Here is a 26,132-nt window from a genome sequence, read left to right on the forward strand (position 1 = left end):
TCTTCATCAACCTGCCGGTCGGCGACGTGGTACGCGCCACCGCCTTCTATGAGGCGATCGGTTTCGAGAAGAACCCCGACTTCTCGAACGACGTCGCCTCGGCGATGCGGTGGTCGACGCGATCAGCGTCATGCTGCTCGACCACGCCTTTATGCCACTTTCACCGACAAGCCGATCGCCGACACGCATCAGGTCAGCGCCGCTTTGCTCTGCCTGTCGTTCGACGATCGCGCCGCGGTCGACGCGATCCATGCCGCGGCGCGTGGCGCAGGTGGCCGTGAAACCCGCCCGATCGTCGATCAGCAATTCATGTACGGCGGTGCCTTCGAGGACCCCGATGGGCATACGTGGGAAACCGTCCACATGGATATGGGCGCCTGTGCGCCCGATGGAGACGCAGCATGAGAAATCCGCACGGCACCCCGATCTGGTACGAATATCACGCCATCGACGCCGATCGCGCGCAGGCGTTCTACGAACGACTGTTCGGCTGGCAGATCGCGCCCTCGGGTGACGTCGAGGGCATGGACTATCGGATCGTCAGCACCGCCGATGGCGAGGGGGTCGCCGGGCTGATGCGTCGCCCCGATCCGAGCGGCCGCGCCGGCTGGCTCTTCTACATCGGTGTCGACGACGTCGATGCCGCGATCGCCGCCGCGCAGGCGGCGGGCGGTGCATTGCTGATGCCGGCGGTCGACATGGAGGGCGTTGGGCGGATGGCCTTGCTTGCCGATGCGGAGGGACAGCCGTTCTACGTGATGCGCGGAGCGATGGATCAGCCGTCGCGCGCTTTCGCAGCGCCGCCGGAAACCAGGCCCGGACAGATGGTGTGGAACGAGCTGACCACCGCCGATCAGGACGGCGCGCTGGCCTTCTACGCCCGGCTGCTCGGCTGGAGCCAGGAACGCAGCATGTCGATGGGGCCGCTTGGCGAGTATCGCTTCGTTGACGCCGGGTCGACGTGCATCGGCGCGACGATGCCCGTGCTGCCCAAAGGCGCACCCGGCTGGCTCTTCTATGCCGAGGTCGCCGACGTCGACGCCGCTATCGAACGGCTGACGGCAATGGGCGGCACCGTGCTGCAAGGCCCCGACCCGATCCCCAGCGAGGCCTTCTCGGTCGTCGCCGCGGACCCGGACGGCGCCCGGATCGGCTTCGTCGGTCCGCGGAGGACGTGATGGATAAGGTGACGACGTGGCTGTGGTGCAACGGCACCGCGGAGGAACAGGCGCGCTTCTACACCGGCCTGATCCCGGACAGCGCGATCGATCGGCTCATGCGCGCGCCGCTCGACTATCCCGGCGGCACGGCGAACAAGGTGCTCACGGTCGAGTTCACGCTCGCCGGCCGCCAGTTCGCGATGCTCGACGGCGGCCCCGGCCCGACCCATAGCGAGGCGATGTCGCTGTCGATCGACTGCGCCGATCAGGCGGAGGTCGATCGCTACTGGGACGCCTTTCTCGCTCAAGGCGGCGCCGAGATGCAATGCGGGTGGCTCAAGGATCGCTGGGGCGTGGCGTGGCAGATCGTCCCGCGCCGCCTGACCGAGTTGATGAACGATCCGCAACATGCGGCGAAGGCGATGGCGGCGATGATGGAGATGGTCCGGATCGACGTCGCAGGGCTGGAACGTGCGATCGCCTCTTGAGCGGCGAGGCATAATAGCTAACTAGGCGGGAGACGGGCATGTTTGCGGCCAGCCTCGCGATCGTGTACCCGCCGCCCGAGTAACGGCGCCGGTGCGCCTTCTGTGCGCCGACGATCCCTGACGAAGACGAGACGCGCGCATGGCCGAGTTCACGCTCCCGAAGAACAGCAAGATCAAGGGCGGGCAGAAGCATCCGTCGCCGCAGCCCGGCGGCACGATGCGCAACTTCAAGGTCTATCGCTACGATCCCGACTCGGGTCAGAACCCGCGCTACGACACGTTCGAGGTCAACCTCGACGAGTGCGGGCCGATGGTGCTCGACGCACTCATCAAGATCAAGTCGGAGCAGGACCCGTCGCTCACCTTCCGCCGCTCGTGCCGCGAAGGCATCTGTGGCTCGTGCTCGATGAACATCGACGGGCGCAACGGCCTGGCCTGCACCACCGCGATCGAGGACGTGAAGGGCGAGATCAAGATCACGCCGCTGCCGGCGATGGACGTCATCAAGGATCTCGTTCCCGACTTCACCCACTTCTACGCGCAATATGCGTCGATCACGCCGTGGCTGCAGACCGTCACCCCGCCGCCCGCCGGCAAGGAACGCCTCCAGTCGCCGGAGGAGCGCGCGAAGCTCGACGGCCTCTATGAGTGCATCCTGTGCGCGTGCTGCTCGACCTCGTGCCCCAGCTATTGGTGGAACAGCGACAAGTTCCTCGGCCCGGCGATCCTGTTGCAGGCGTATCGCTGGCTCGCCGACAGCCGCGACGAGATGACCGGCGAGCGGCTCGACGCGCTCGAGGATCCGTTCCGCCTCTATCGCTGCCACACGATCATGAACTGCGCGAACACCTGCCCCAAGGGGCTGTCGCCCGCCAAGGCAATCGCGGAGATCAAGAAGATGGAAGTCGAGCGGCTGGTCTGATCGACCGGCGCTCGCCTGCATCATCGCGAGCCAAGCAACATGAACCAGCGCCCCGTTCGGGCGCTGGTTTTTTTGTGCTCCCGTTTGCGACCAGGGTTGCCGATCGGCGCGCCGATCGCCCTCGGGGCGCCACCGCCCACGTCCGATGGGGGTATTTTCGGGATCGCTCCGGCACCCGCTGCGGCGATAGCGGCACCCGGCATTACCGGCTCGCGACTTGATCCGCCGCCCCGGCTCGCCCAAAGCAGCCGATTATTGTGCACAGCACCATCGACGCTGGAAGGAACGACATGGGCAAGGTGCTCGCCGCCTATCAAACGCTGATCGCGGCCGACGAACTGCGTCCCGACCCCGAGCAGGCCGCCGGCGCCGCCCGCCTCGACGCGCTGGCCGCCGAGCTGGAGAAGCCGCGCACCTCGGGTCTGTTCCGACGCCGCACGATCCCGGCGCGCGGCCTCTACATGTGGGGCGGCGTCGGGCGCGGCAAGTCCATGTTAATGGACCTCTTTTTTCAGCATGTTGCGATCGAGAAGAAGCGTCGCGTCCACTTCGGCGAGTTCATGCTGGAGGTCCACGCCCGCATCGCCGCCGAGCGTCGCAAGGAACAGGGCGACCCGATACTCCCCGTCGCGGAGGCATTGGCCGACGAAGCGCGGCTGCTCGCCTTCGACGAGATGATGGTCACCAACTCGCCCGACGCGATGATCCTGTCGCGCCTGTTCACCGCGCTGATCGAAGCCGGCGTGACGGTGGTGACGACCAGCAACCGCGCACCGGCCGACCTCTACAAGAACGGCCTGAATCGCGAGCATTTTCTGGGCTTTATCGCGCTGATCGAGGAACGTCTGGATGTGATCGCGCTCAACGGGCCGGTCGATTATCGCCGTGACCGGCTCGGCACGCAGAAGACATGGTGCGTGCCCAACGGCGAGCAGGCGACCGCCGACCTCTCCGCCGCCTTCTTCCGCCTGACCGACTATCCTCCCGAGGACCGCCAGCATGTTCCGGCCGAGGAATTGATCGTCCAGGGCCGCACGCTGCGCGTTCCCAAGACATTGAAAGGCGTGGCAGTTTTCGCGTTCAAGAAATTGTGTGGAGAGGCGCGTGGCGCAGCCGACTATCTCGCGATCGCGCGCCGCTATCACACCGTCATCCTCGTCGGTATTCCGGTGCTCGGACCGGATAACCGGAACGAAGCCGCACGGTTCGTTCAGCTCATCGACGCGTTGTATGAACACAAGGTCAAGTTGCTGGCGTCCGCCGATGCCGAGCCCGACCAGCTCTACCCACGCGGCGACGGTGCTTTCGAGTTCCAGCGCACGGTCAGTCGGCTTGAGGAAATGCGGTCGGAAAGCTACCTTTCCGAAGGACATGGCGCCGCTTAATGATGCTGCGAACCATTTGCAATTAAAGTTTGAGGAAGCGCGCTTTACGGGTTGCCCCCTGCCCCCGAAGGGCGTAGGCGGCATGACCATTCACTCGTCAACGACGGAAGGGATGGGATGGCCCGCAAGAAGATAGCGCTGATCGGCGCCGGCAATATCGGCGGCACGCTCGCGCACCTCGCAGCACTCAAGGGTCTGGGCGATATCGTCCTGTTCGACGTCGTCGAAGGCGTGCCGCAGGGCAAGGCGCTCGATTTGTCGCAGTGTGGACCGGTCGAGGGCTTCGACGCCTCGATCAAGGGCTCGAACGATTACGCCGACATCGCCGGCGCGGACGTCATCATCGTCACCGCCGGTGTCGCGCGCAAGCCCGGCATGAGCCGCGACGACCTGCTCGGCATCAACCTGAAGGTGATGAAGGCGGTCGGCGAAGGCATTCGCGACAACGCGCCGGACGCGTTCGTGATCTGCATTACCAACCCGCTCGACGCGATGGTCTGGGCGCTGCGTGAGTTCTCGGGGCTCCCGCACAACAAGGTCGTCGGCATGGCGGGCGTGCTTGATTCGGCGCGCTTCTCGCACTTCCTCGCCGAGGAATTCGGCGTGTCGGTGAAGGACGTGAACACCTTCGTGCTCGGCGGCCACGGCGACACGATGGTGCCGGTGCTCGAATATTCGACCGTCAGCGGCATTCCGGTCGCCGATCTGATCGAGATGGGATTCTCCACCAAGGAGAAGGTCGAGGAGATCATCAAGCGCACCCGCGGCGGTGGCGGCGAGATCGTCGCGCTGCTCAAGACCGGCTCGGCCTATTACGCGCCCGCCACCAGCGGCATCGCGATGGCCGAGGCGTATCTGTACGACCAGAAGCGCATTTTGCCTGCTGCAGCCCACCTGACCGGCCAGTATGGCATCGACGATCTGTACGTCGGCGTGCCGGTGGTGATCGGTGCGGGCGGCGTAGAGAAGGTCGTCGAGGTCAAGCTGTCGGACGAGGCCAAGGGCAACCTTCAGGTCTCGGTCGACGCGGTCAAGGAACTGCTGGTCGCCTGCAAGGGCATCGACGGTTCGTTGGAGAAGTAAGGAGCGGAACACCACCCCGGCGCACGCCGGGGCCCAGTTGGAACGTCCCCGACGATGATCGGAGCGGCTTTTGTCTATATCATGGCCAGCCGCCGAAACGGGACGCTTTACCTGGGATCGACGATCGACCTGCCGCGACGCGTTTGGGAGCATCGCAACGGCGTCGTCGAGGGTTTCACCAAAACACACGACTGTCATCTGCTCGTCTGGTACGAAGCGCATGAGAGCTGGGAAGCGGCACGGCAGCGTGAGCTGCGGATGAAGGAGTGGAGGCGGAGCTGGAAGCTGCAGGAGATCGAAGGGCTCAATCCCGAATGGGACGACCTGTACGATCGGATTGCGCTGCCATGACCGCCTTCCCAACTGGACCCCGGCGTTCGCCGGGGCGGTAAGGACGGAACGCGAATGAGCATCCTCGTCGACAAGAACACCAAGGTCATCACGCAAGGGATGACCGGCAAGACCGGCACCTTCCACACCAGGGCGGCGCTGGATTACGGCACGCAGATGGTCGGCGGCGTCACGCCGGGCAAGGGCGGCACGACCCATGAGGAATTGGGCCTGCCGAACTTTGACACTGTCGCGGAGGCGGTCGCCAAGACCGGCGCGAACGCCAGCGTCATCTACGTGCCGCCGCCCTTTGCCGCGGACTCGATCCTGGAGGCAATCGACGCCGAAGTGCCGCTGATCGTCGCGATCACCGAGGGCATTCCGGTGCTCGACATGGTGCGCGTGAAGCGCGCGCTGTCGGGCAGCAAGTCGCGGCTGATCGGCCCGAACTGCCCGGGCGTGCTGACGCCGGGCGAGTGCAAGATCGGCATCATGCCGGGCAACATCTTCAAGAAGGGCTCGGTCGGCGTCGTGTCGCGCTCGGGCACGCTGACCTATGAGGCGGTGTTCCAGACCTCGAACGCCGGGCTCGGCCAGACCACCGCGGTCGGCATCGGCGGCGATCCGGTCAACGGCACCAACTTCATCGACGTGCTGGAGCTGTTCCTCGCCGACGACGAGACGCAGTCGATCATCATGATCGGCGAGATCGGCGGCGACGCCGAGGAGCAGGCGGCGCAGTTCCTGATCGACGAGGCCAAGCGTGGCCGCAAGAAGCCGATGGCCGGCTTCATCGCGGGCCGCACCGCGCCTCCGGGCCGTCGCATGGGCCACGCCGGTGCGATCGTGTCGGGCGGCAAGGGCGATGCGGAGAGCAAGATCGCGGCGATGGAAGCCGCCGGGATCAAGGTCGCGGCGAGCCCCTCGGAGCTCGGCTCGACCCTGCTGAGCGTGCTCAACAAGTAAGACGACCCGACGTCATCCCGACCGAACAGGTCGGGATCCAGAGCGGCAGGCGGGCCGCTCGCGGCTCTGGACCCCGGCCTTCGCCGGGGTGACGCACAGGAGAGAAGACGAGCGGCCGGGGAAGCGTGACATGGGCTACGAAGGCCAGGATTTCAGCGACATCGCCGGAGGCGTCAGCCCCCAGTTCATCGACGCGCTCTACGCGCGCTTCAAGGAATCGCCCGACTCGGTCGACAACGGCTGGCGCAATTTCTTCGAAGGGCTCGAAGGCTCGATGGGCGCGCCGTCCTGGACCAACAAGCGTTGGCCGCTGACCACCACCGACGACCTCACGGCCGGGCTCGACCCGACGCAGATGGAGCCGGCCCCGAAGCCCGCGAAAGGCGGCAAGCCCGCCGCCGCGGCGCCGACCGCCGCAGCGCCGTCGCAGGACGCGATCGTCAAGGCCGCGGCCGACTCGATCCGCGCGCAGCTGCTGATCCGCACCTATCGCGTGCGCGGGCACCTCGCCGCCAACCTCGATCCGCTCGGCCTGTCGGGCCTGCGCGAGTTGCCGGCCGATTTGACCACCGAATATCACGGCTTTTCCGACAGCGACATCGATCGTCCGGTCTACCTCGGCGGGTCGCTGGGGCTGCAATGGGCGACGATCCGCGAGCTGGTCGAGACGCTGCGCGCAAATTACTGCGGCAATGTCGGCCTTGAGTACATGCACATCGCCGATGTCGAGGAGCGCAAGTTCCTCCAGGAGCGCATGGAGGGCAAGGACAAGCAGGTCGAGTTCACGCCGCAGGGCAAGAAGGCGATCCTGAACAAGGTCATCGAGGCCGAGCAGTGGGAGAAGTTCCTCGGCCGCAAGTACGTCGGCACGAAGCGCTTCGGCCTCGACGGCGGCGAAAGCATGATCCCCGCGCTGGAAAGCGTCATCAAATATGGCGGCGCGGCGGGCGTCAACGAGATCGTGTTCGGCATGGCGCACCGTGGCCGCCTCAACGTGCTCGCCAACGTGATGGGCAAGCCGACGCGTGTGATCTTCCATGAATTCGCGGGCGGCTCGGCCAACCCCGATGACATCGGCGGGTCGGGCGACGTGAAATATCACCTCGGCACCTCCACCGACCGCGAGTTCGATGGGCACAAGGTCCATATGTCGCTGGTCGCCAATCCGTCGCACCTCGAGGCCGCCGACCCGGTCGTGCTGGGCAAGATCCGCGCGATCCAGACGATCGCCAAGGATCTCGACACGCATTCGGCCTCGCTCCCGGTGCTGATCCACGGCGACGCGGCGTTTGCCGGGCAAGGCATCGTGTGGGAATGCCTCGGCTTCTCGGGCATCCGCGGCTACAACACCGGCGGCTGCGTCCATTTCGTCATCAACAATCAGATCGGCTTCACGACCAGCCCGCAGTTCGCGCGTTCGTCGCCCTACCCGTCGGATGTCGCCAAGGGCGTCCAGGCGCCGATCTTCCACGTCAACGGCGACGATCCCGAAGCGGTGACCTTCGCGACCAAAATGGCGATCGAATACCGTCAGAAGTTCCATCGCGACGTCGTGATCGACATGTGGTGCTATCGCCGCTTCGGTCACAACGAGGGCGACGAGCCCGGCTTCACGCAGCCGCTGATGTACAAGGCGATCCGCGAGCATCCGCCGGTCAGCGACATCTACAGCAAGCGGCTGGTCGCCGAGGGCGTGATCGATCAGGCGTGGGTCGACGACAACGTCAAGCAATACGTTACCTTGCTCGAAGGCGAGTTCGAGGCGGGCGCGAGCTACAAGCCGAACAAGGCCGATTGGTTCGCGGGCCGCTGGTCGGGGCTGCACGCCCCTGCCGATGCCGAGAGCGCGCGCCGCAGCGTCGAGACCGGGATCGAGCAGAAGCTGTTCGACTCGATCGGCCGCACGCTGACCACGGTTCCGGAAACGATCGCGATCCACAAGACGCTGTCGCGCGTGCTCGATGCCAAGCGGCAGATGTTCGAGAACGGCAGCAACTTCGACTGGGCGACCGGCGAGGCGCTGGCGTTCGGCTCGTTGCTCCACGAGGGCTATGGCGTCCGCCTCTCGGGCCAGGACTCGGGCCGCGGCACCTTCTCGCAGCGCCACGCGGTGTGGGTCGACCAGACCGACGAGCACAAGTTCGTGCCGCTCTGGACGATCCCGCACGGCAGCTTCGAGGTGCTCGACAGCCCGTTGTCCGAATATGGCGTGCTCGGGTTCGAATACGGCTATGCGCTGGCGGACCCGAAGACGCTGGTAATGTGGGAGGCGCAGTTCGGCGACTTCGTCAACGGCGCGCAGATCATGATCGATCAGTTCATCGCGTCGGGCGAGGCCAAGTGGCTGCGCGCCAACGGGTTGGTGATGCTGTTGCCGCACGGCTACGAAGGCCAGGGGCCGGAGCATAGCTCGGCGCGCCCCGAACGCTTCCTGCAGCTGTGCGCGGGCGACAATATCCAGGTCGCGAATTGCACCACCCCGGCGAACTACTTCCACCTGTTGCGCCGGCAGATGCACCGGAACTTCCGCAAGCCGTTGGTGGTGTTCACGCCCAAGTCGCTGCTGCGCCACAAGCTGGCGGTCAGCAGCGCAGCGGACTTCCTGGGCGACTCGCACTTCCGCCGCATCCTGTCCGATCCGTCGGCTCCGGCCGATACCGAGACGAAGCGGCTGGTGCTGTGCACCGGGAAGGTATCCTACGACCTGATGGAAGCGCGCGATGCCGCGGGCGACAAGAACACGCAGATCGTCCGCGTCGAGCAGCTCTATCCGTTCCCGACCGAGGCGCTTGCCGCGCGGATCGCGCGGATGACCAACCTCGAGGAGGTCATCTGGGCGCAGGAAGAGCCGCGCAACAACGGTTACTGGTTCTTCGTCGAGCCATTCATCGAAGAGGCGCTGGGCATCGCCGAGGCGCGTGTGGCGCGACCGCGCTACGCCGGGCGCACCGCGGCGGCCTCGCCCGCCACGGGTCTGATGAAGCGTCACCAGGCGGAACAGGGCGCGCTGATCGCCGACGCCTTGGGGCATAACGTGCGCGACGAAATCCGTCGCACGCGTGAGGCCGAGACGACGAAGAAGGCAGCGGCGCCGACCGCCTGACGAACACGGTCCCGGCATGCGCCGGGATCTGCTAACGACACTTACGGCCACGGCCGCGACGACGAGGTTTGAGATGGCAACCGAAGTTCTGGTCCCCACGCTGGGCGAATCGATCACCGAAGCGACGGTCGGCGAATGGCTGAAGCAGCCCGGCGACGCGGTCGCCGTCGACGAGCCGATTGCGAGCCTCGAGACCGACAAGGTTTCGGTCGAGGTCCCTTCGCCAATTGCCGGCGTGATGGGGCAGCATGCGGTGAAGGTCGGCGACACGGTCGAGGTCGGCGCGATGATCGCGACGATCGAGAGCGGCGACGGTGCACCCGCCAAGAGCGCCGCACCGCAGCCGGCGGTGACGGAGAGCCCTGCCCCTGCCCCCGCCCCCGCCCCCGCCCCGGCACAGGGTGATGCGGCCGCTGCGCTGTCGCCGTCGGTGCGGCGCGCGGTGCTCGAGCACGGCGTCGATCCTTCGACGGTCAAGGGCACCGGCAAGGACGGGCGCCTGACCAAGGAAGACGTCGCCGCCGCGGCATCGACCAAGCCGGCGACCGCCGCGCCGCAATCCGCGCCGGCTGCTGCTCCCGCGGCCTCGGGCGGGCGCAAGGAAGAGCGCGTCAAGATGACGCGCCTGCGCCAGACCATCGCCAAGCGCCTGAAGGAAGCGCAGAATACCGCCGCGATGCTGACGACGTTCAACGACGTCGACATGACCGCGGTGATCGAGGCGCGCGCCAAGTACAAGGATCTGTTCGAGAAGAAGCATGGCGTCCGGCTGGGCTTCATGGGCTTCTTCGTGAAGGCCGCGACGATGGCGCTGAAGGACATTCCGTCGGTTAACGCCTCGGTCGAGGGCGACGAGATCGTCTACCACGACTATGCCGACATCTCGGTCGCGGTCAGCGCGCCGAACGGTCTGGTCGTGCCGGTGATCCGCGACGCACAGGACCTGTCGGTCGCGGGCATCGAGAAGACGATCGGCGACTTCGGCAAGCGCGCCAAGGACGGCACGCTGAAGATGGACGAGATGAAGGGCGGCACCTTCACGATCTCGAACGGCGGCGTGTTCGGCTCGCTGATGTCGACCCCGATCATCAACCCGCCGCAGTCGGCGGTGCTGGGCCTGCACCGGATCGAGGAGCGCCCCGTGGTGCGTGACGGTCAGGTCGTGGTACGCCCGATGATGTATCTCGCGCTCAGCTACGATCACCGCCTGATCGACGGCCGCGAGGCGGTGACCTTCCTCGTCGCACTGAAGAACGCGATCGAGGATCCGACCCGCATCCTGATCGACCTGTAAGACGTCCCCAACTTACCACCCCGGCGAACGCCGGGGTCCAGTTGGGAAAGCAGATATAACCGGGCGCGGCGTTTCCCATCTCCGGCCCGTAACTGGACCCCGGCGCTCGCCGGGGTGGAGGCGATGAAAATGGCTGACGAACAGCAGTACGACTATGACGTCCTCGTGATCGGTGCCGGCCCCGGCGGCTATGTCGCGGCGATCCGCGCAGCGCAGCTGGGACTGAAGACCGCCTGTGCCGAGAGCCGCGAGACGCTGGGCGGCACCTGCCTCAACGTCGGCTGCATTCCGTCCAAGGCACTGCTCCATGCCTCGGAGCTGTACGATCACGCCGCCAATGGCGCGATGGCGAAGCTGGGCATCAAGACGACGGTCGAACTCGATCTCGACACGATGCACGGCCAGCGCCGCGACGCGGTGAAGCAGCTGACCGGCGGCATCGAATATCTGTTCAAGAAGAACAAGGTGACGTGGCTGAAGGGCCGCGCGGCGTTCAAGGATGCGCATAGCGTCGACCTCGCCGGGCAGACCGTTACCGCCAAGAACATCGTGATCGCGACCGGCTCCAGCGTCACGCCGCTGCCGGGTGTCGAGATCGACCAGAAGATCATCGTCGATTCGACCGGCGCGCTCGATCTGCCGACGGTGCCGGAGCATCTCGTCGTGATCGGCGGCGGGGTGATCGGGCTGGAGCTGGGCAGCGTCTGGCGTCGTCTCGGCGCGAAGGTGACCTGCGTCGAATATCTCGACCAGATCCTGCCCGGGTTCGATGGCGACATCCGCAAGGAATCGAACAAGATCTTCAAGAAGCAGGGGATCGAGTTCCAACTGTCGACCAAGGTCACCGCGATCAAGGTCGAGGGCGACAAGGCGATCCTGACCGTCGAGCCCGCCGCCGGTGGCGAACCGACGACGATCGAAGCGAGCCATGTGCTGGTGTCGATCGGGCGGCGTCCGAACACCGACGGCCTCAACCTCGAGGCTGCCGGGCTGTCGACCAACCAGCGCGGTCAGATCGAGATCGACCACGATTTCCGCACCAAGGCAGATGGCGTGTGGGCGATCGGCGACGTCGTTCCGGGTCCGATGCTCGCGCACAAGGCCGAGGACGAAGGCATTGCGGTCGCGGAGAATATCGCCGGCCAGCATGGCATCGTGAACCATGCGATCATCCCGTCGGTCGTCTACACCTGGCCCGAGATCGCGGGCGTCGGGCTGACCGAGGAAGCCGCGCGCGAGCAGGGCGAGATCAAGGTCGGCAAGTTCCCGATGATGGCCAACAGCCGCGCCAAGACCAACCACGAGCCGGACGGTTTGGTGAAGGTGATCGCCGACGCCAAGACCGATCGCGTGCTGGGCGTGTGGTGCATCGCCAGCGTCGCGGGCACGATGATCGCGCAGGCCGCGCAGGCGATGGAGTTCGGCGCGACCAGCGAGGACATCGCCTACACCTGCCACGCGCACCCGACGCACTCGGAGGCCGTCAAGGAAGCCGCGATGGCCGTGCAGGGCAAGCCGATCCACATCTGACGTCGACGCCTCCGCGCTTCGCTGAGGTCCTGTCCCGAGACAAAAGCGGGGGTTGCGACGGCAGCCCCCGCTTTTTGTTTGTCCGCCCTGCAAGCGCAGCGTCAGCCGCGGCGTTGTAAGGCAATGACGGACCTTCCTCTTCCCAGCGCCGAGCGTGACGCGCGCGAGCGGAGCTGGCTGATCCTGACGCGTGAGACGCTGCCGGAACTCGCGCGCTCGCGCGATTGGCCGGTCGCTGCGGATCATTGTTTTCAGCGGATCCTGCTCGACCATGCCTGCGGCGGTCGCTGGTACGATCATATCGCGGGTCGTCCTGCCTATACGCACGCGCCGGATGCGGTGCTGGATGCCGCGATCGTGCTGGGACAGGCGGTGGCGGATGGCACCGCGGATCTCCACGCGCTGAACGCGCGGTCCTTGCAGTGGCGCGGCAAGTCCAAGCAGTGACGTGCAGATCGCCATGATGCCGTCACGACGGTTGCGCGATCGCGCAGGCGGCGCCACCAGCGTTGGCAGGCGCGTCGTCGTGCGCCGGGCGATGAAGGAAGCGAGATGATCGAACGGCTGATCGCCATCATGGCGCGGCTTCGCGGGCCGGACGGCTGCGAATGGGACCGCGCGCAGACTTTCGCGACGATCGCGCCCTATACGATCGAGGAGGCGTATGAGGTCGCCGACGCGATCGACCGCGACGATCTGGGTGAGCTGAAGGACGAACTGGGCGATCTGTTGCTCCAGGTGGTGTTCCACAGCCGCATCGCCGAGGAAGCCGGGGCGTTCGCATTCAACGACGTGGCGGCAGCGATCAGCGACAAGATGGAGCGGCGGCACCCGCACATCTTCCACGGCGAGGCCGAGGGCGGGCATCATCGCTGGGAAGAGGTGAAGGCCGTTGAACGCGCCGCCAAGGGCGAAGCGAGCCCGCTGGACGGCGTAGCGCGTGGGCTGCCGGCGCTGCTGCGTGCCGAGAAGATCCAGAACCGCGCGGCGCGGGTCGAATTCGACTGGCCGGATACGGACGGACCGCGCGCGAAGATCGACGAAGAACTGGCGGAGGTTGCAGCGGCTACGACGCCGGCCGAAGTGGAGGAAGAGGTCGGCGACGTGCTGTTCGCGGTGGTGAATTGGGCGCGGCATCTTGGCGTGGAGCCGGAAACGGCGCTGCGCGCGGCGACGGCCAAGTTCGAGCGGCGATTCCGCGCGATGGAAGCGGCCGGCGGCGCGGCGTTTGCGGGGATGGCGCTGGAGGAGAAGGAGGCGCTGTGGGTGAAGGTAAAGGCGGGGGAATAGTGACTGCCCTGCCGGAGCGTTCGTCGTTCCCGCACAGGCGAGAATGACGAACGCTCCGACGTCATGATTTCTGAAACAAGCTGCGCGCCTTGATCCCCGCCTGCGCGGGGATGACGCAACGGCTTACTCCCCGCGGGTCAGGAAGCGTTCGTGATCGGCCGGGGACATGCGCACTTCGTACACCACGCGCTCGTCCTCGACATGGCTGTCGAGCACCTCGCCATGCGCGTGGAGCCACGCCGCCCCTGCCCCGTCCGCCGCGTCCAACGGCAGCGTGTAGCGGACGTGTCCCTGCGTCAGCAGGTCGCCGATGTGCCGGACGAGCCCGTCGACCCCTTCACCGGTCAGCGCGGAGAGCGGCACGACATCGTCGCGCCGCGCCGCCTCGGCGAGAAGATCGTCGCGCGCATCGCCGTCCAGCAGGTCCAGCTTGTTCCACGCCTCGATCACCGGCGTCGTCTCCGTGACGCCGACATCGGCAAGCACGCCCTCGACATCGGCCTTCTGCGCGGCGCTATCGGGGTGCGCGACGTCGCGGACGTGGATGAGCAGGTCGGCGGACACGACCTCTTCCAGCGTCGCCTTGAACGCCGCAACCAATTGCGTCGGCAATTCCGAGACGAAGCCCACCGTGTCGGAGAGGATCGCCTTGTCGATGCCGGGCAGCGACACCTGCCGCAGCGTCGGGTCGAGCGTCGCGAACAGCAGGTCCTCCGCCATCACGTGCGCCCCGGTGAGCCGGTTGAACAGCGTCGACTTGCCCGCGTTGGTATAGCCGACCAGCGCGATCACCGGCCAAGGCGCACGCTGGCGCCGCTCGCGGTGGAGCCCGCGCGTGCGAGTGACCTGATCCAGTTCGCGACGCAATCGCGCCATGCGGTCGCGGATCAGGCGTCGGTCGGCCTCGATCTGCGTCTCGCCCGGGCCACCGAGGAAGCCGAAGCCGCCACGCTGGCGTTCGAGGTGCGTCCAGCTGCGCACCAGCCGCCCCGACTGATAATCGAGGTGCGCCAGTTCGACCTGCAATCGCCCCTCCGCAGTCGCCGCGCGCTCGCCGAAGATTTCGAGGATCAACCCGGTGCGGTCGATCACCTTGGCTTCGAGCGCGGTTTCGAGGTTGCGCTGCTGGATCGGGGTCAGGCTGCCATCGACGACGATCAGCCCGGCCTCTTCCATCCGCGCATGCGTGGCGAGTTCCTCGATCTGGCCCGAGCCGAGCAAGGTCGCGGCGCGTGGGGTGCGGATGCGCAGCGCGACGCGATCGACGACGAGCACGCCGATCGCCTCGGCAAGCCCGGCGGTTTCCTCCAGCCGCGCCTCGGCATCGCGGCTCGATCCGCCGAGGTCGGGGTAGACGACGATCGCGCGGGCGCCGCGGGTGAATTCGTCGCGGTCGCGCTCAAAGCCGGTGGTCATGGACAGCGGCTCAATCCTCTCTGTCGTCGTCGACGTCGTCGTCATCCTCGCCGTTGTCGGAGAGGTTGAGCGGGCGCGACGGCTGGATGGTCGACACCGCATGTTTGTAGACGAGCTGCGCCATGCCGTCGCGCTGGAGCAACATACAGAACAGGTCGAAGCCGGCGATGGCGCCCTGCAGCATCACGCCGTTGACGAGGAACATCGTCACGGGGTCTTCCGACTTGCGGACCGCGTTGAGGAAAATGTCCTGGAGCAGCGGCTGCTTGCGCGGATTGTCGTTCATCTGACCGACGATCCCGGCGACATCGATCGGGCCGGCGGGCATGATCGTCGAGATGGCGTGCTTGTAGATCAGCTGCGATTGACCGTCGCGGCGCAGCAGCACCGAGAAATTGTCGAACCAGGTGACGATGCCCTGAAGCTTCACCCCCTTGACGAGGAACATGGTGACGGGCGTCTTGGACTTGCGCAGCGCGTTGAGGAACAGGTCCTGAAGAGACGTCGGCTTGTCGGCCATGGAGAGAATGTCCTTGTTCTTGGCGGGAGGTTCCCCGCGAGATGCGCCGTTGCCGGCGTCGGTGGCATCGTATCGGAATACGACATGCGTAAGTTAGGGTTCCGGTCGGCGAACGTCCAGATGGGCGGGGGCGCGCGGCGGAAGTTTGCGAAGGTGCCGCTAAACGGCGCTGGCGTGCCATCGGCGTGGCAGACGGTGCGCGAGGGGCGCGTCGATCGTAGCCGATGTTGGAGGGTGTAGGACAGCCTTACCGCCCTGCCGTCACCCCCGGAGTCCAGCTGCGGAGCGATCGTGACGCGGTCCAGCGCTTTCTTACGACCGCCTTCCCACCTGGGCCCCGGCCTTCGCCGGGGTGACGGTTGGTGGATGGGGCGACGAAACGATCAGTCCTCGCGCGTCTCGGTGATGCCGAGCAGCTTGAGCTTCCGATGCAGCGCCGATCTTTCCATGCCGATGAAGCTGGCGGTGCGTGAGATGTTGCCCGAGAAGCGGCGGATCTGGACACGGAGGTACTCGCGCTCGAACGTTTCGCGCGCCTCACGCAGCGGCGCGCCCATGATCGCGCTGGTGCCGGTGCCGGCGTCCTGGGTGCCCAGCACCTCGGCGGGGAGCAGATCGAGGTCGATGCGCCCGATCCGGTCGCCCGGCGCGAGGATGATCGTCCGTTCGACGACATTGCGCAGCTCGCGGACGTTGCCCGGCCATTCGTAGGATTGCAGCGCGACCAGGGCGTCGGTGGCGATCTCCGGCGGCGGCACGCGGCGGTCGGCGGCGTAATGCGCGGCAAAATGCTCGACCAGCGCGGGAATGTCCTCGCGGCGCTCGGCGAGCGGCGGGATCGTCACGGGCACGACGTTGAGGCGATAATAGAGGTCCTCGCGGAACCGCCCCTCGGCGATCTCGACGCTGAGGTCGCGCGCGGTAGCGGAGACGACGCGGACGTCGACCTTGACGACGCGCGTCCCGCCCATCCGCGTGAAGCTCTGGTCGGTCAGCACGCGCAGGATGCGCGCTTGCGTCGCGGGCGGCATGTCGGCGATCTCGTCGAGGAACAGCGTGCCCCCGTGCGCCTGTTCGAGCAACCCGGTGCGGACCAGATCGCCGCTTTCCTCGACCCCGAACAATTCCTCCTCGATCCGCTCGGGGTTCATCCCGGCGGTGCTGGCGATCACGAAATTGGCGTGCGCGCGCTGGCTCCAGCCATGGAGCAGCCGCGCGGCGACTTCCTTGCCGACGCCCGCCGGCCCCATGATGAGCACACGGCTGCCGGTCGCCGCAACACGCTTGAGGGTCGCGCGGACCGCGTTGATCGCGGTCGAGCTGCCGGTCAGATCGGTGCCCCGCCCGGTCGCCGCGCGCAGCGACTTGACCTCGGCACGCAGCCGCTCGGTCTCGGTCGCGCGCTCGACCATCAGCAGCAACCGCTCGGCCTGGAACGGCTTCTCGATGAAGTCCGCCGCGCCCTTGCGGATCGCGGCGACCGCGGTGTCGAGCGTGCCGTGGCCCGAGATGACGAGCACGGGGATCGACGGATCGCGGCGCTTGATCTCCTCCAGCAGATCGAGCCCGTCGAGCCGCGAGCCCTGCAACCAGACGTCGAGCAGCACGAGGCTGGGGCGGCGCGTCGCAATCGCCTCCAGCGCGGCGTCGCTATCGCCGGCCATGCGCGTGTCATAGCCTTCGTCCTCGAGCACGCCGGCTACGAGTTCGCGAATGTCGAGTTCGTCGTCGACGACGAGGATGTCGATCGCCATGGGGCTCAGATCCGATTTCTGGTCAACGCCGCGATCGTGCGATCGTCGTCGTGGGAAGGGAGATGCTCATCGCTGGCCAGCGCGGCGAGCGGGGCGGTGTCGAAGGAAAGCGTGACGATCGTCCCACCGCCGGGGCGATCCGCGAAGGTGATCGTGCCGAAATGCTCCTCGACGATCTTCTTGACGATCGCGAGGCCCAGCCCGGTGCCGCGCGCACGGGTGGTCATATAGGGCTCGACGATCCGGTCGCGCTCCAGCGGCAGGCCGACCCCGGTATCGGCCACCTCGATCGTCACGCGGCCGTCGCCCTCGGCGAGCGTCATCGTGATGCTTGCTTCGCTGGCGTCGGCTTCCTCGACCGCCTCGACCGCATTCTTGACGATATTGGTCAGCGCCTGCCCCAATTGGCGGCGATCGCAGACCAACGATGGCGCAGGATCGGCATGGTCGAGCACGAAGCGGATGCCGGGGTGTGCGACTTCGTGGAGGAACATCGTCTGACGCGCGATATCGACCAGTGATTCGTCGCGGAACATCGGCTTTGGCATCCGCGCGAAGGACGAGAATTCGTCGACCATCCGCCGAAGGTCACCGACCTGCCGCACGATCGTGTCGGTCAGCCGCGCGAAGGTGGTGTCGGCGGGATCGATCTTGCCGCCGTAGCGCCGCTGGAGCCGTTCGGCGGCGAGCTGAATCGGGGTGAGCGGGTTCTTGATCTCATGCGCGATACGGCGCGCAACGTCGGCCCAGGCGGCGCGACGCTGATCGGTAAGTTGCTGCGTGATGTCGTCGAAGGTGATGATCGGGCCGCTGCCGTCGCGTGCGATCCGCGCCGCGAAGGTGCGCATCTCGCCCGCGACGTTGAGCTGCACCGCGGCCTCGCGCCCCGGCTGGTCGAGCAGCGCGTCGAGTTCGGGGGCGATATCGAACAGCTTGCGCCCGACCGGCGGCTCGGCGAGCCCCATCAGCGTCTGTGCCGAACTGTTGATGAGCCGGATCGTGCGGTCGCGCGCGTCGATCGAGATCACGCCCGCCGACACGCCCGACATCACCGCCTCGATCAGCGCACGACGGCTGTCGAGCTGTGCGTTGGCGGTGACAAGCGCGGTGTTCTGCGAGACCAGCCGTGCCGTCATGCTGTTGAAGGCATTGGAGAGCGTGCCGATCTCGTCGCGCTCCAGCGTTTCGGGCACGCGCGCCGACAGATCGCCGCCCTCGACGCGGCGCGCGGCATCGACCAGTTCGCCGACCGGGCGGACGAGGCGGTCGGCGACGGTCAGTGCGATCCACACGGCGACTCCGACGATCAGCAGCGAGACGATCAGCAGCGCGGCGTTGAACTGGAGTTGCAGCGAGCGCGCGCGGGCGATCAACTGGCGGTAGTCGGCCAGCACCGCCGCGCCGCGATTGGTCTGCGTCTCGAACTGCTTCTCGAGCACGCGTGCGGTATAGAGATAGGTGTTGGGCTGATATTCCAGCTTGGTCAGTGCCCCGACTCGATCGGCGCGCCGCACGACCACGCTGCTGGCGCCTTCTTCCAGCTGGCGGATCATGTCCGGCTTAACGACGCCTTCGAGGCCGCCCTTGTAAGGTGTGGCAAAGGCGAGCGTGCGGATCTCGCCATCGTCCCCGCGCTGGACGACCAGCGCCTCGGACAGGTTGCGCAGGTAGAGCTGGTAGAACAGCCCCTCCTGAAAACGCTTGCTGTCGATCGGCATCTCGCGGAGGTAATTGGCGAGGTCGCCCGACATCGTCCCGCCTTCGCGCGACACCCGCTCGATCTCGCGGCTGTAACTGTCCTGCGCGATCGATGCGGCATTCTCGAACATCCCGCGCGCGCGGTCCGAATACCAGAATTGCACGCCATATTGGAACAGCAGCGAGGCGAAGATCGTCACCAGCAGCGCCGGCACCGCCGCGACCAGCGAGAAGAGCAGCACGAGCCGCACATGCAATCGACCGCCCGACCCGACCGGCGAGCGCGCGGCGCGGCGGAGCGCGACGCGCCGGCCGAACAGCATCATCAGCGCGATCCCGCCGACGAGATTGGCGACGAGCAGCGACGCGACCAGCGGCGGCGCGAGCAGCCGCCCGGGATCGCCCTCTCCGCGCAACGCGAAATAGCTGACGAGCGCGACCGCCACCGCGGCGGCGAGCACCATCAGCTCGATCGCCGGTGTCACGCCGAACCGGCGCAGCGCGCCGGGCGGGGAAGCGGAGGAGGAAGTCACTCCTGCGAACATCCACCCCTCGCTACAGCATCAGTGTTGCATGGAAAACACATAATTGCCGATGGGTGATGCAGATTAGGAAGGGTGGGACGATGACGGGCGAGTCTGCCCGTGGGTTCGAACAACTGCGCGTCATTGCGAGCATAGCGAAGCAATCCAGGGCTGGACCAGGACGCCCTGGATTGCTTCGCTATGCTCGCAACGACGGGTTACTTTCCGCGTGAGACCGGATCCGCCTCAAACGTCGATGCCGAGCATATCCAGTCGCTTGCGCAGCGTGTTGCGGTTGAGGCCGATCGCGCGCGCCGCGCGGAGCTGGTTGCCGCCGTGGCGCGCCAGCATCGCCTCGATCAGCGGGCGTTCGACCTCGCCTATGATCCGCGCGTACAGCGAGCCGTCGTCGAGCGCGCGCGGTTCCTGTCGCGCCAGCCGCTCGATCATCGCGAGCACCGCCGCCTCGATCCCCGCATCGGGCGCCGCCTCGACCGGTGCACCGCCGCCGATCGTGGCGGTCAGTTCGGCGGCGCCGATCCGGTCGTCGCGCGACAAGGCGGCGAGCCGGCGCATCAGGTTTTCCAGCTCGCGGACGTTGCCGGGCCAATCGTGCGCCTCCAGCACCGCGACCGCGCCTTGCTCCAGCGTCTTGCGCGGCAGCCCCTCGGCGGCAGCGCGGTCGAGGAAATGCCGCGCAAGCTCAGCGACATCGCCGCGGCGTTCACGCAACGGCGGCAGCGCGATCGGCACGACGTTGAGGCGATAATACAGGTCTTCGCGGAACTGTCCGCTTGCCACCGCCTGTTGCAGGTCGCGGTTGGTGGCGGCGACGATGCGGACGTCGGCGCGGATCGTGCGCGCGCCGCCGACGGTCGTGAACTCGCCCGATTGCAGCACGCGCAGCAACCGCGTCTGCGCCTCGATCGGCATGTCGCCGATCTCGTCGAGGAACAGCGTCCCGCCCGCCGCCTGCTCGAAGCGGCCGGCGTTGCGCTGCGCAGCACCGGTAAACGCGCCGCGTTCGTGGCCGAACAATTCCGCCTCGATCAGTTCGCGCGGGATCGCGGCCATGTTGATGGGCACGAACGGTGCGGCACGGCGCGCGCCGAGATCGTGGATCGCGCGCGCGACCAGCTCCTTGCCGGTCCCCGACTCGCCCGAAACCAGCACGGTCAGGTCGTTCGAGACGACGCGGGCGATCACCCGATACACGTCCTGCATCGCGGGCGAGCGGCCGATCAGCGGCAGCGAGGGATCGTCGTCGCTCGCCTGCGTCTCGCCGCTGCGCCCGCCGCGCGCCAACGCGGCGGCGACGGTGCGGGTCAGCGTGTCGAGGTCGAAGGGCTTGGGGAGATAGTCGTAGGCCCCCGCCTCGGTGGCGCGGACCGCGGTAGTCAACGTATTGCGGGCCGACAGCACGATCACCGGCAGATCGGGGCGGGCCGCCAGCACCTGCGCGACATGGTCGATCCCGTCGCCATCGGGGAGCACCACGTCGCTGAGCAGCACGTCGGGCGGGTTGCTGGCCAGTTCGCGGCCCAGCTCGGCGAGCGTCGCGGCGGTGCGCACCTCATGTCCGGCGCGGCGCAGCGCGTGCGCGACGACAGTGCGGATCGCATCGTCGTCATCGACCAGCAGCACCCGCGTCAGGCGCTCGCCGGTCATGAGGTCGCTCTGGGCAGGAGGATGCGGAAGACGGTCTGATGCGGCGTGCCCTCGCGCGAATATTGAACGATCCCGCCCATGTCGCGGACCAGCTTGTCGACCAGGGCGAGGCCCAGCCCCTTGCCCTCCGGCCGGCCCGAGACGAACGGGTCGAACAGGTGATCGGCGATATCGGCGGGCGCGCCCGGGCCGCTGTCGATCACGCAGATCTCGATCGGCAGCGGGGTGCGCCCGCGCCCCTTCCCCGCCGCGACCGTCACGCCATGGCGATAGGCGGTGGCGAGCGTGATGCGCCGCTCGCCGCGGTCGCCCAGCGCAGCGGCGGCGTTCTTGAGCAGGTTGAGGATCACCTGAAGCAGCGAGTCGCTGTTGCCCATCGCGCGCGGCAGCGAGGGATCGTAGCGTTCCTCGATCGCCACGCCGCGCGCGAAGCCAGCCAGCGCGACGCCGCGCGCGTGCGCGAGCAGCGGATAGATGTTCATCGGCGACACCTCGCGCGGGCGGGTGTCGGTGAAATCCTCCATATGGTCGATCAGCGCGGTGATGCGGTCGACTTCGGCGATCATCAATTGCGTCAGCTCCGCGGTATCGACGCCGTCAGCGATCAACTGCGCCGCGCCACGGATGCTGGAGAGCGGATTCTTGATCTCGTGCGCGAGCATCGCCGCCGCGCCGACCGCCGAGCGTGCCGCCGCTGCGCGATCGGTCGAGACCCCCAGCCGCCGCGACGCGCCGGCATGGTGGAGCGTGATCGTCCGCCAGCCGGGATGATCGACCACCGCCGCCTCGATCAGGTCGACGCGCAGCCGCAGCCCGCGCGCGGTCTCCACATCGGCGTCGAAGATCGCGAAGGCATGCGCATCGCGCCGCGCCTCGGCATCGGGGAAGGACAGGATCGCAGCCAGCGGCTGCCCGACCATCGCGCGCTCCGACAGGTTGAGCAACGTCTCGCACTCGGCGTTGACGCGTGCGATTCGATCCCCGGCATCGACCACCAGCACCGCGACCGGCAGCGCGGCGAGCAGCTCCGATGCCTCCGGACCGCGCGTCTCGAGCATCACGCCGCGGCGCTCAACCGGTAGGGGGCGTAGAAGTCGGCCAGCATCGCCTTGACGCGATCGGCGTCGGGCTCCTGGTTGACGCGGTTGCGGAACTCGGCCGAGCCGTTCAGGCCCTTGGTATACCAGCCAATATGCTTCCGGGCCATGTTGACGCCGGTGAAGGTGCCGTAATGCTCCAGCATCGCCTCGTAATGTTCGGCGATGACGCGATATTGCTCATCCAGCGACGGATCGGGCAGCCGCTCGCCGGTGCGCAGCCAGTGCATGACCTGCGCCAGCAGCCACGGGCGGCCATAGGCGCCGCGCCCGATCATGATCCCGTCGGCGCCCGATTGCTCCAGCGCCGCGGTCGCATCCTCGACCGAACAAATGTCGCCATTGGCGATCACCGGGATCGACACCGCATCCTTGACCGAGCGGATGAAGCGCCAGTCGGCATTGCCCTTGTACATCTGGTTGCGGGTGCGGCCGTGGACCGTCACCATCTTCACGCCCAGATCCTCGGCGATTCGCGCAAGCTCGGGCGCGTTGAGGCTGTCGTGGCACCAGCCCATCCGCATCTTCAGCGTCACCGGCGCGTCGACCGCCTGAACGATCGCCTCGATCAGCTGCGTCGCGAGCTTCAGGTCGCGCATCAGGGCCGAGCCGGCGTCGCCGTTCGTGACCTTGCGGACCGGGCAGCCCATATTGATGTCGATGATCGCCGCGCCCTTGTCACGCGCCAGCTTGGCCGCCTCGGCCATTTCATAGGGCGTGCAGCCGACGAGCTGCATCGACACCGGCTCCTCGGAAAGGTGCCACGCCGCCTTCTGGATCGACTGGCGCGTTTCGCGGATCGCGGCCTGGCTGGCGATCATCTCGGTGACGTTGAGCCCCGAGCCGTAGCGGCGGACGAGCGTGCGGAACGGCTGGTCGGTCACGCCGGTCATCGGCGCGAGGACGACGGGCTCGTCGATGCGGACGTCGCCGATCTGAATGGGTCGGAGCATAAGGGGTTCGGAAGCTGCCTGAAAAATGGGCAGATAGGCGATTCGGGTGAGTCGGGCAAGGTTGGGGGCGATCCTTCCGTGGGGCGGCCACCATCCCTCCCGTTCGTGCTGAGCCTGTCGAAGCACGTGCGGTCGGGGCACGCCCTTCGACAAGCTCAGGACGAACGGAGGTGGCGGGGGCACGGGAGGACGGAAGGACGGAAGGACGGAAGGACGGAAGGACGGAAGGACGGAAGGACGGAAGGACGGAAGGACGGGGGAATTATTCGACAGGCTCCCGTTCGCAACCCCGATATACCAGCAACGTAGCAGTCAGACGGTCAGGCCATTCCCTCGCGCCCGATCCTCCTTTAGGGGCGCGGACATGACCACGGTCGCCCTTATCGTCGCCGCCGGCACCGGCTCCCGCAGCGGCAGCACGCTTCCCAAGCAATTCGCGCCGATCGCCGGTCGCGCGATGCTGGCGTGGAGCCATGACGCGCTCGCCGCGCATCCCGCGATCGAGCGCGTGCTGGTCGTCGTCGCGCCCGGACAGGAGCCGCTGCTGCGCGCCGCACTCCCTGATGCCGAATGGGTGATCGGCGGCGCGGAAAGGCGCGACAGCGTCGCCGCCGGGCTCGCCGCACTGGGCGATGCGACCCGCGTGCTGGTCCATGACGCGGCGCGGCCGTTCGTGCCCGCCGCGGTGGTCGACCGGCTGCTCGCCGCGCTCGACCAGGCCGAGGGCGCGATACCGGTGCTGCCCGTCGCCGACACACTGGTCGCGACTGATGGCGCGACCGTGGCGCGCGACACGCTGCGCCGCGTCCAGACCCCGCAGGCGTTCCGCGTCGACGCGCTCGCCGCGGCGCACGCCGCATGGGACGGACCGGTCGCCACCGACGATGCGCAGATGGTGCGCGCGCTGGGCAAAAGCGTCGCGACGGTCGAAGGCGACACGATGCTCGACAAGATCACCTATCCCGCCGATTTCGCGGTTGCCGAGGCGCGCGTCGCGACCGAGACGCGCTCGGCGAGCGGCTTCGACGTACACCGGCTGGAGGATGGCGAGGAATTGTGGCTCGGCGGCGTGCTGATCCCGCATCATCAAGGGCTGTCGGGGCATAGCGACGCCGACGTCGCGCTTCACGCGATCACCGATGCGGTGCTCGGCACGATCGCGGCCGGCGATATCGGCACGCATTTCCCACCCAGCGATCCGCAGTGGCGCGGCGCCGAATCGGGGCAGTTCCTCGCGCACGCGCGGACGCTGGTCGAGGCACGCGGCGGGCGGATCACCTTCGTCGACCTGACGCTGATGTGCGAGGCACCCAAGATCGGGCCGCATCGCGCGGCGATGCAGACGCGTATCGCGGAACTTCTAGGGCTGTCGACCGATCGGGTCAGCGTGAAAGCAACCACCACAGAACGACTTGGCTTCACTGGCCGTGGCGAGGGCATCGCGGCGCAGGCGGTCGCGACCATCGAACTGCCGCGCGCGGGGCGGGCATGAAGCGCCTCGCCGGATCGCTCGCGCTCGCCGCGATGCTGGTAGCGCCGGTCGCATCGGCGCAGACGCCGTGCCTGAGCGCCACCGATGCCGAATCGATTGCGCTGGTGGCGATGCCCGAGATCATCCGCGATGCCGGGCGGGTCTGCGCGGCGCTGCCCTCGACCAGCCTGTTGCGACAGCAGAGCGGCGACTTTCTGGCGAAATACGACCGCGAGGCCGATCGCGCCTGGCCGGCGGCGCGTACCGCAATTGCGAAGCTCAGCGATCCGGCGGTGGAACTGCTGCTGCTCAGCGACTATGCGCGGCCGATGCTGACATCGCTTCTGGCGCCGCAGATCACCGGGCGCATCCAGGCCGGGGATTGCCCGACGCTCGACCGGCTGGTCACGCTGCTCGAGCCGCTGCCGGCGCGCAACACCGCCGGCATCGTCGTCGCGACGCTGCAATATCTGAAGTCCGAGAAGAACAAGGGGAAGCGCACCGACATCCCCGATCTGCCGGTGTGCCCGGCGGGGGCCGCACGATGAACGACATTACCTTGCCACAGGAACTGGTCGACGCCGCACGCCGCGTGGTGGAGGCGAACCGCGCCGCCGGACGCCGCATCGCGGTCGCCGAAAGCTGCACCGGCGGACTGGTCGCCGCGGCGCTGACCGAAATTCCCGGCTGCTCCGACGTGGTCGAGGCCGGGTTCGTGACCTATTCCAACTCCGCCAAGCAGAAGCTGCTCAACGTCAGCGGCGACGTGCTCGACACGTTCGGCGCGGTGTCGATCGCGGTGGCCTGGAGCATGGCGCAGGGCGCGCTCGCCAAATCGGACGCCGATGTCGCGGTCGCGATCACCGGGGTCGCCGGACCGGGCGGCGGCAGCGAGAAGAAGCCGGTCGGCACCGTGGTGTTCGCGCGTGCCGAGCGTGGCGGCGACCCCGCGGACGTGATCGCCGACAAGCGGTTCTTCGGCGACCTCGGCCGCGGCGGGGTGCGGCTTCAGGCGGCGCTGTGTGCGCTGGAACTGCTGCTGCCCGACGCGCCGTAAAGCTTGGCGGCGCGTTCCTCGAACGCGCCGATCATTCGGCGCAGCGCGACGCCGAACACCTGCCCGGCGAGCATCTCGAACATTCGGTTCTTGAACGCGAAATCAACCGAGAAGTCGACGAGGCACCCGCCCTCGCCGTCGGCACGGAAGCGCCAGTCGTTGTTAAGGTATTTCAGCGGGCCCTCGATATATTCGACGCGGATCGTATCGGGCTGCTGCTTGGTCACCTTCGAGGTGAAGGTTTCGCGCAGCCCCTTGAACCCGACGATCATGTCGGCGAGCGTTTCCTCCGGCGTGTCCTTGCGGACACGCATCGCGCTGACCCATGGGAGGAATTCCGGGTAACGCCGCACGTCCGCGACGAGGGCGAACATCTGCTCCGGCGTGTACGGGAGCCGCCGCGTCTCACTATGCTTGGGCATC

24 protein-coding genes are annotated in these 26,132 nt (G+C 67.3%); 16 read left to right on the forward strand and 8 right to left on the reverse strand.

Translation table 11 applies throughout. The features are described 5' to 3' along the window. Positions 1–204: 204 nt before the first annotated feature. From QP166_RS12255 to mazG, 13 genes are all read left to right on the forward strand, one after another. Positions 205–405: a VOC family protein gene (locus tag QP166_RS12255; protein ID WP_333916150.1), complete on the forward strand. Its 201-nt coding sequence runs from the start codon at positions 205–207 to the stop codon at positions 403–405. Continuing rightward, positions 402–1,178: a VOC family protein gene (locus tag QP166_RS12260; RefSeq protein WP_333916151.1), complete on the forward strand. Its 777-nt coding sequence runs from the start codon at positions 402–404 to the stop codon at positions 1,176–1,178. The genes QP166_RS12255 and QP166_RS12260 overlap by 4 nt, the downstream gene beginning before the upstream one ends. Continuing rightward, positions 1,178–1,648 (forward strand): VOC family protein, encoded by a 471-nt coding sequence (locus QP166_RS12265; RefSeq protein ID WP_333916152.1) that lies wholly within the window; start codon positions 1,178–1,180, stop codon positions 1,646–1,648. Before QP166_RS12260 ends, QP166_RS12265 begins: the two co-directional genes overlap by 1 nt. Before the next feature lie 139 nt (positions 1,649–1,787). Continuing rightward, complete coding sequence (locus QP166_RS12270; RefSeq protein ID WP_333916153.1) at positions 1,788–2,570, forward strand: succinate dehydrogenase iron-sulfur subunit; 783 nt, start codon at positions 1,788–1,790, stop codon at positions 2,568–2,570. Positions 2,571–2,860: 290 nt separating this feature from the next. Continuing rightward, positions 2,861–3,955, forward strand: a complete 1,095-nt coding sequence (gene zapE, locus QP166_RS12275) for a cell division protein ZapE (protein WP_333916154.1) — start codon at positions 2,861–2,863, stop codon at positions 3,953–3,955. A 117-nt stretch (positions 3,956–4,072) separates the two neighbouring features. Continuing rightward, on the forward strand, positions 4,073–5,038 hold the full coding sequence (gene mdh / locus QP166_RS12280; protein WP_333916155.1) for a malate dehydrogenase: 966 nt from the start codon (positions 4,073–4,075) through the stop codon (positions 5,036–5,038). Between the two features lie 81 nt (positions 5,039–5,119). Further along, positions 5,120–5,389 (forward strand): GIY-YIG nuclease family protein, encoded by a 270-nt coding sequence (locus QP166_RS12285; protein ID WP_333916156.1) that lies wholly within the window; start codon positions 5,120–5,122, stop codon positions 5,387–5,389. Between the two features lie 54 nt (positions 5,390–5,443). Beyond that, positions 5,444–6,334, forward strand: coding sequence for a succinate--CoA ligase subunit alpha (gene sucD / locus QP166_RS12290; RefSeq protein WP_333916157.1), 891 nt, complete (start codon positions 5,444–5,446; stop codon positions 6,332–6,334). Positions 6,335–6,464: 130 nt separating this feature from the next. Next, on the forward strand, positions 6,465–9,437 hold the full coding sequence (locus QP166_RS12295) for a 2-oxoglutarate dehydrogenase E1 component (RefSeq protein ID WP_333916158.1): 2,973 nt from the start codon (positions 6,465–6,467) through the stop codon (positions 9,435–9,437). Positions 9,438–9,510: 73 nt separating this feature from the next. Continuing rightward, entirely contained in the window at positions 9,511–10,731 is a 1,221-nt protein-coding gene (odhB, locus tag QP166_RS12300) for a 2-oxoglutarate dehydrogenase complex dihydrolipoyllysine-residue succinyltransferase (RefSeq protein ID WP_333916159.1), read from the forward strand. Between the two features lie 129 nt (positions 10,732–10,860). Further along, positions 10,861–12,261 (forward strand): dihydrolipoyl dehydrogenase, encoded by a 1,401-nt coding sequence (lpdA, locus tag QP166_RS12305; protein ID WP_333916160.1) that lies wholly within the window; start codon positions 10,861–10,863, stop codon positions 12,259–12,261. Positions 12,262–12,384: 123 nt separating this feature from the next. Next, positions 12,385–12,708: a GCN5-related N-acetyltransferase gene (locus QP166_RS12310; protein ID WP_333916161.1), complete on the forward strand. Its 324-nt coding sequence runs from the start codon at positions 12,385–12,387 to the stop codon at positions 12,706–12,708. 105 nt (positions 12,709–12,813) lie between these two features. Continuing rightward, the gene (mazG, locus tag QP166_RS12315; protein WP_333916162.1) at positions 12,814–13,551 is read left to right on the forward strand and encodes a nucleoside triphosphate pyrophosphohydrolase; all 738 of its coding nucleotides are present in this window, start codon (positions 12,814–12,816) and stop codon (positions 13,549–13,551) included. A gap of 123 nt (positions 13,552–13,674) precedes the next feature. On the opposite strand, the gene hflX is transcribed toward mazG, so the two are convergent. The 7 genes from hflX to dusB form a co-directional block, all read right to left on the reverse strand. Next, positions 13,675–14,967: a GTPase HflX gene (gene hflX, locus QP166_RS12320; RefSeq protein WP_333916163.1), complete on the reverse strand. Its 1,293-nt coding sequence runs from the start codon at positions 14,965–14,967 to the stop codon at positions 13,675–13,677. A 10-nt stretch (positions 14,968–14,977) separates the two neighbouring features. Then, positions 14,978–15,487, reverse strand: coding sequence for an RNA chaperone Hfq (gene hfq, locus QP166_RS12325; RefSeq protein ID WP_333916164.1), 510 nt, complete (start codon positions 15,485–15,487; stop codon positions 14,978–14,980). 383 nt (positions 15,488–15,870) lie between these two features. Beyond that, on the reverse strand, positions 15,871–17,241 hold the full coding sequence (ntrX, locus tag QP166_RS12330; protein ID WP_333916165.1) for a nitrogen assimilation response regulator NtrX: 1,371 nt from the start codon (positions 17,239–17,241) through the stop codon (positions 15,871–15,873). 5 nt (positions 17,242–17,246) lie between these two features. Beyond that, positions 17,247–19,484 (reverse strand): sensor histidine kinase, encoded by a 2,238-nt coding sequence (locus tag QP166_RS12335; protein ID WP_333916166.1) that lies wholly within the window; start codon positions 19,482–19,484, stop codon positions 17,247–17,249. 225 nt (positions 19,485–19,709) lie between these two features. Next, positions 19,710–21,131 carry a nitrogen regulation protein NR(I) gene (ntrC, locus tag QP166_RS12340; RefSeq protein WP_333916167.1) on the reverse strand — a complete coding sequence of 474 codons (1,422 nt, stop codon included), beginning with the start codon at positions 21,129–21,131 and terminating at the stop codon, positions 19,710–19,712. Next, entirely contained in the window at positions 21,128–22,189 is a 1,062-nt protein-coding gene (locus tag QP166_RS12345; protein WP_333916168.1) for a two-component system sensor histidine kinase NtrB, read from the reverse strand. Before QP166_RS12345 ends, ntrC begins: the two co-directional genes overlap by 4 nt. Further along, positions 22,189–23,181, reverse strand: coding sequence for a tRNA dihydrouridine synthase DusB (gene dusB, locus QP166_RS12350; protein ID WP_333916169.1), 993 nt, complete (start codon positions 23,179–23,181; stop codon positions 22,189–22,191). The genes QP166_RS12345 and dusB overlap by 1 nt, the downstream gene beginning before the upstream one ends. A 364-nt stretch (positions 23,182–23,545) precedes the next feature. Between dusB and QP166_RS12355 the strand changes: the two genes are divergently transcribed. From QP166_RS12355 to QP166_RS12365, 3 genes are read left to right on the forward strand one after another with little or no spacing between them, the layout of a single operon-like run. Continuing rightward, positions 23,546–24,673, forward strand: coding sequence for a bifunctional 2-C-methyl-D-erythritol 4-phosphate cytidylyltransferase/2-C-methyl-D-erythritol 2,4-cyclodiphosphate synthase (locus QP166_RS12355; RefSeq protein WP_333916170.1), 1,128 nt, complete (start codon positions 23,546–23,548; stop codon positions 24,671–24,673). Beyond that, entirely contained in the window at positions 24,670–25,200 is a 531-nt protein-coding gene (locus QP166_RS12360) for a hypothetical protein (protein WP_333916171.1), read from the forward strand. Before QP166_RS12355 ends, QP166_RS12360 begins: the two co-directional genes overlap by 4 nt. Next, positions 25,197–25,709: a CinA family protein gene (locus QP166_RS12365; RefSeq protein WP_333916172.1), complete on the forward strand. Its 513-nt coding sequence runs from the start codon at positions 25,197–25,199 to the stop codon at positions 25,707–25,709. Before QP166_RS12360 ends, QP166_RS12365 begins: the two co-directional genes overlap by 4 nt. On the opposite strand, the gene QP166_RS12370 is transcribed toward QP166_RS12365, so the two are convergent. Further along, positions 25,661–26,131, reverse strand: a complete 471-nt coding sequence (locus QP166_RS12370; RefSeq protein ID WP_333916173.1) for a type II toxin-antitoxin system RatA family toxin — start codon at positions 26,129–26,131, stop codon at positions 25,661–25,663. The two genes, QP166_RS12365 and QP166_RS12370, sit on opposite strands and share 49 nt — an antisense overlap. Between the last annotated feature and the right edge of the window lies 1 nt (position 26,132).

The organism is Sphingomonas sp. LR60, from assembly GCF_036855935.1.
Taxonomy (GTDB): domain Bacteria; phylum Pseudomonadota; class Alphaproteobacteria; order Sphingomonadales; family Sphingomonadaceae; genus Sphingomonas.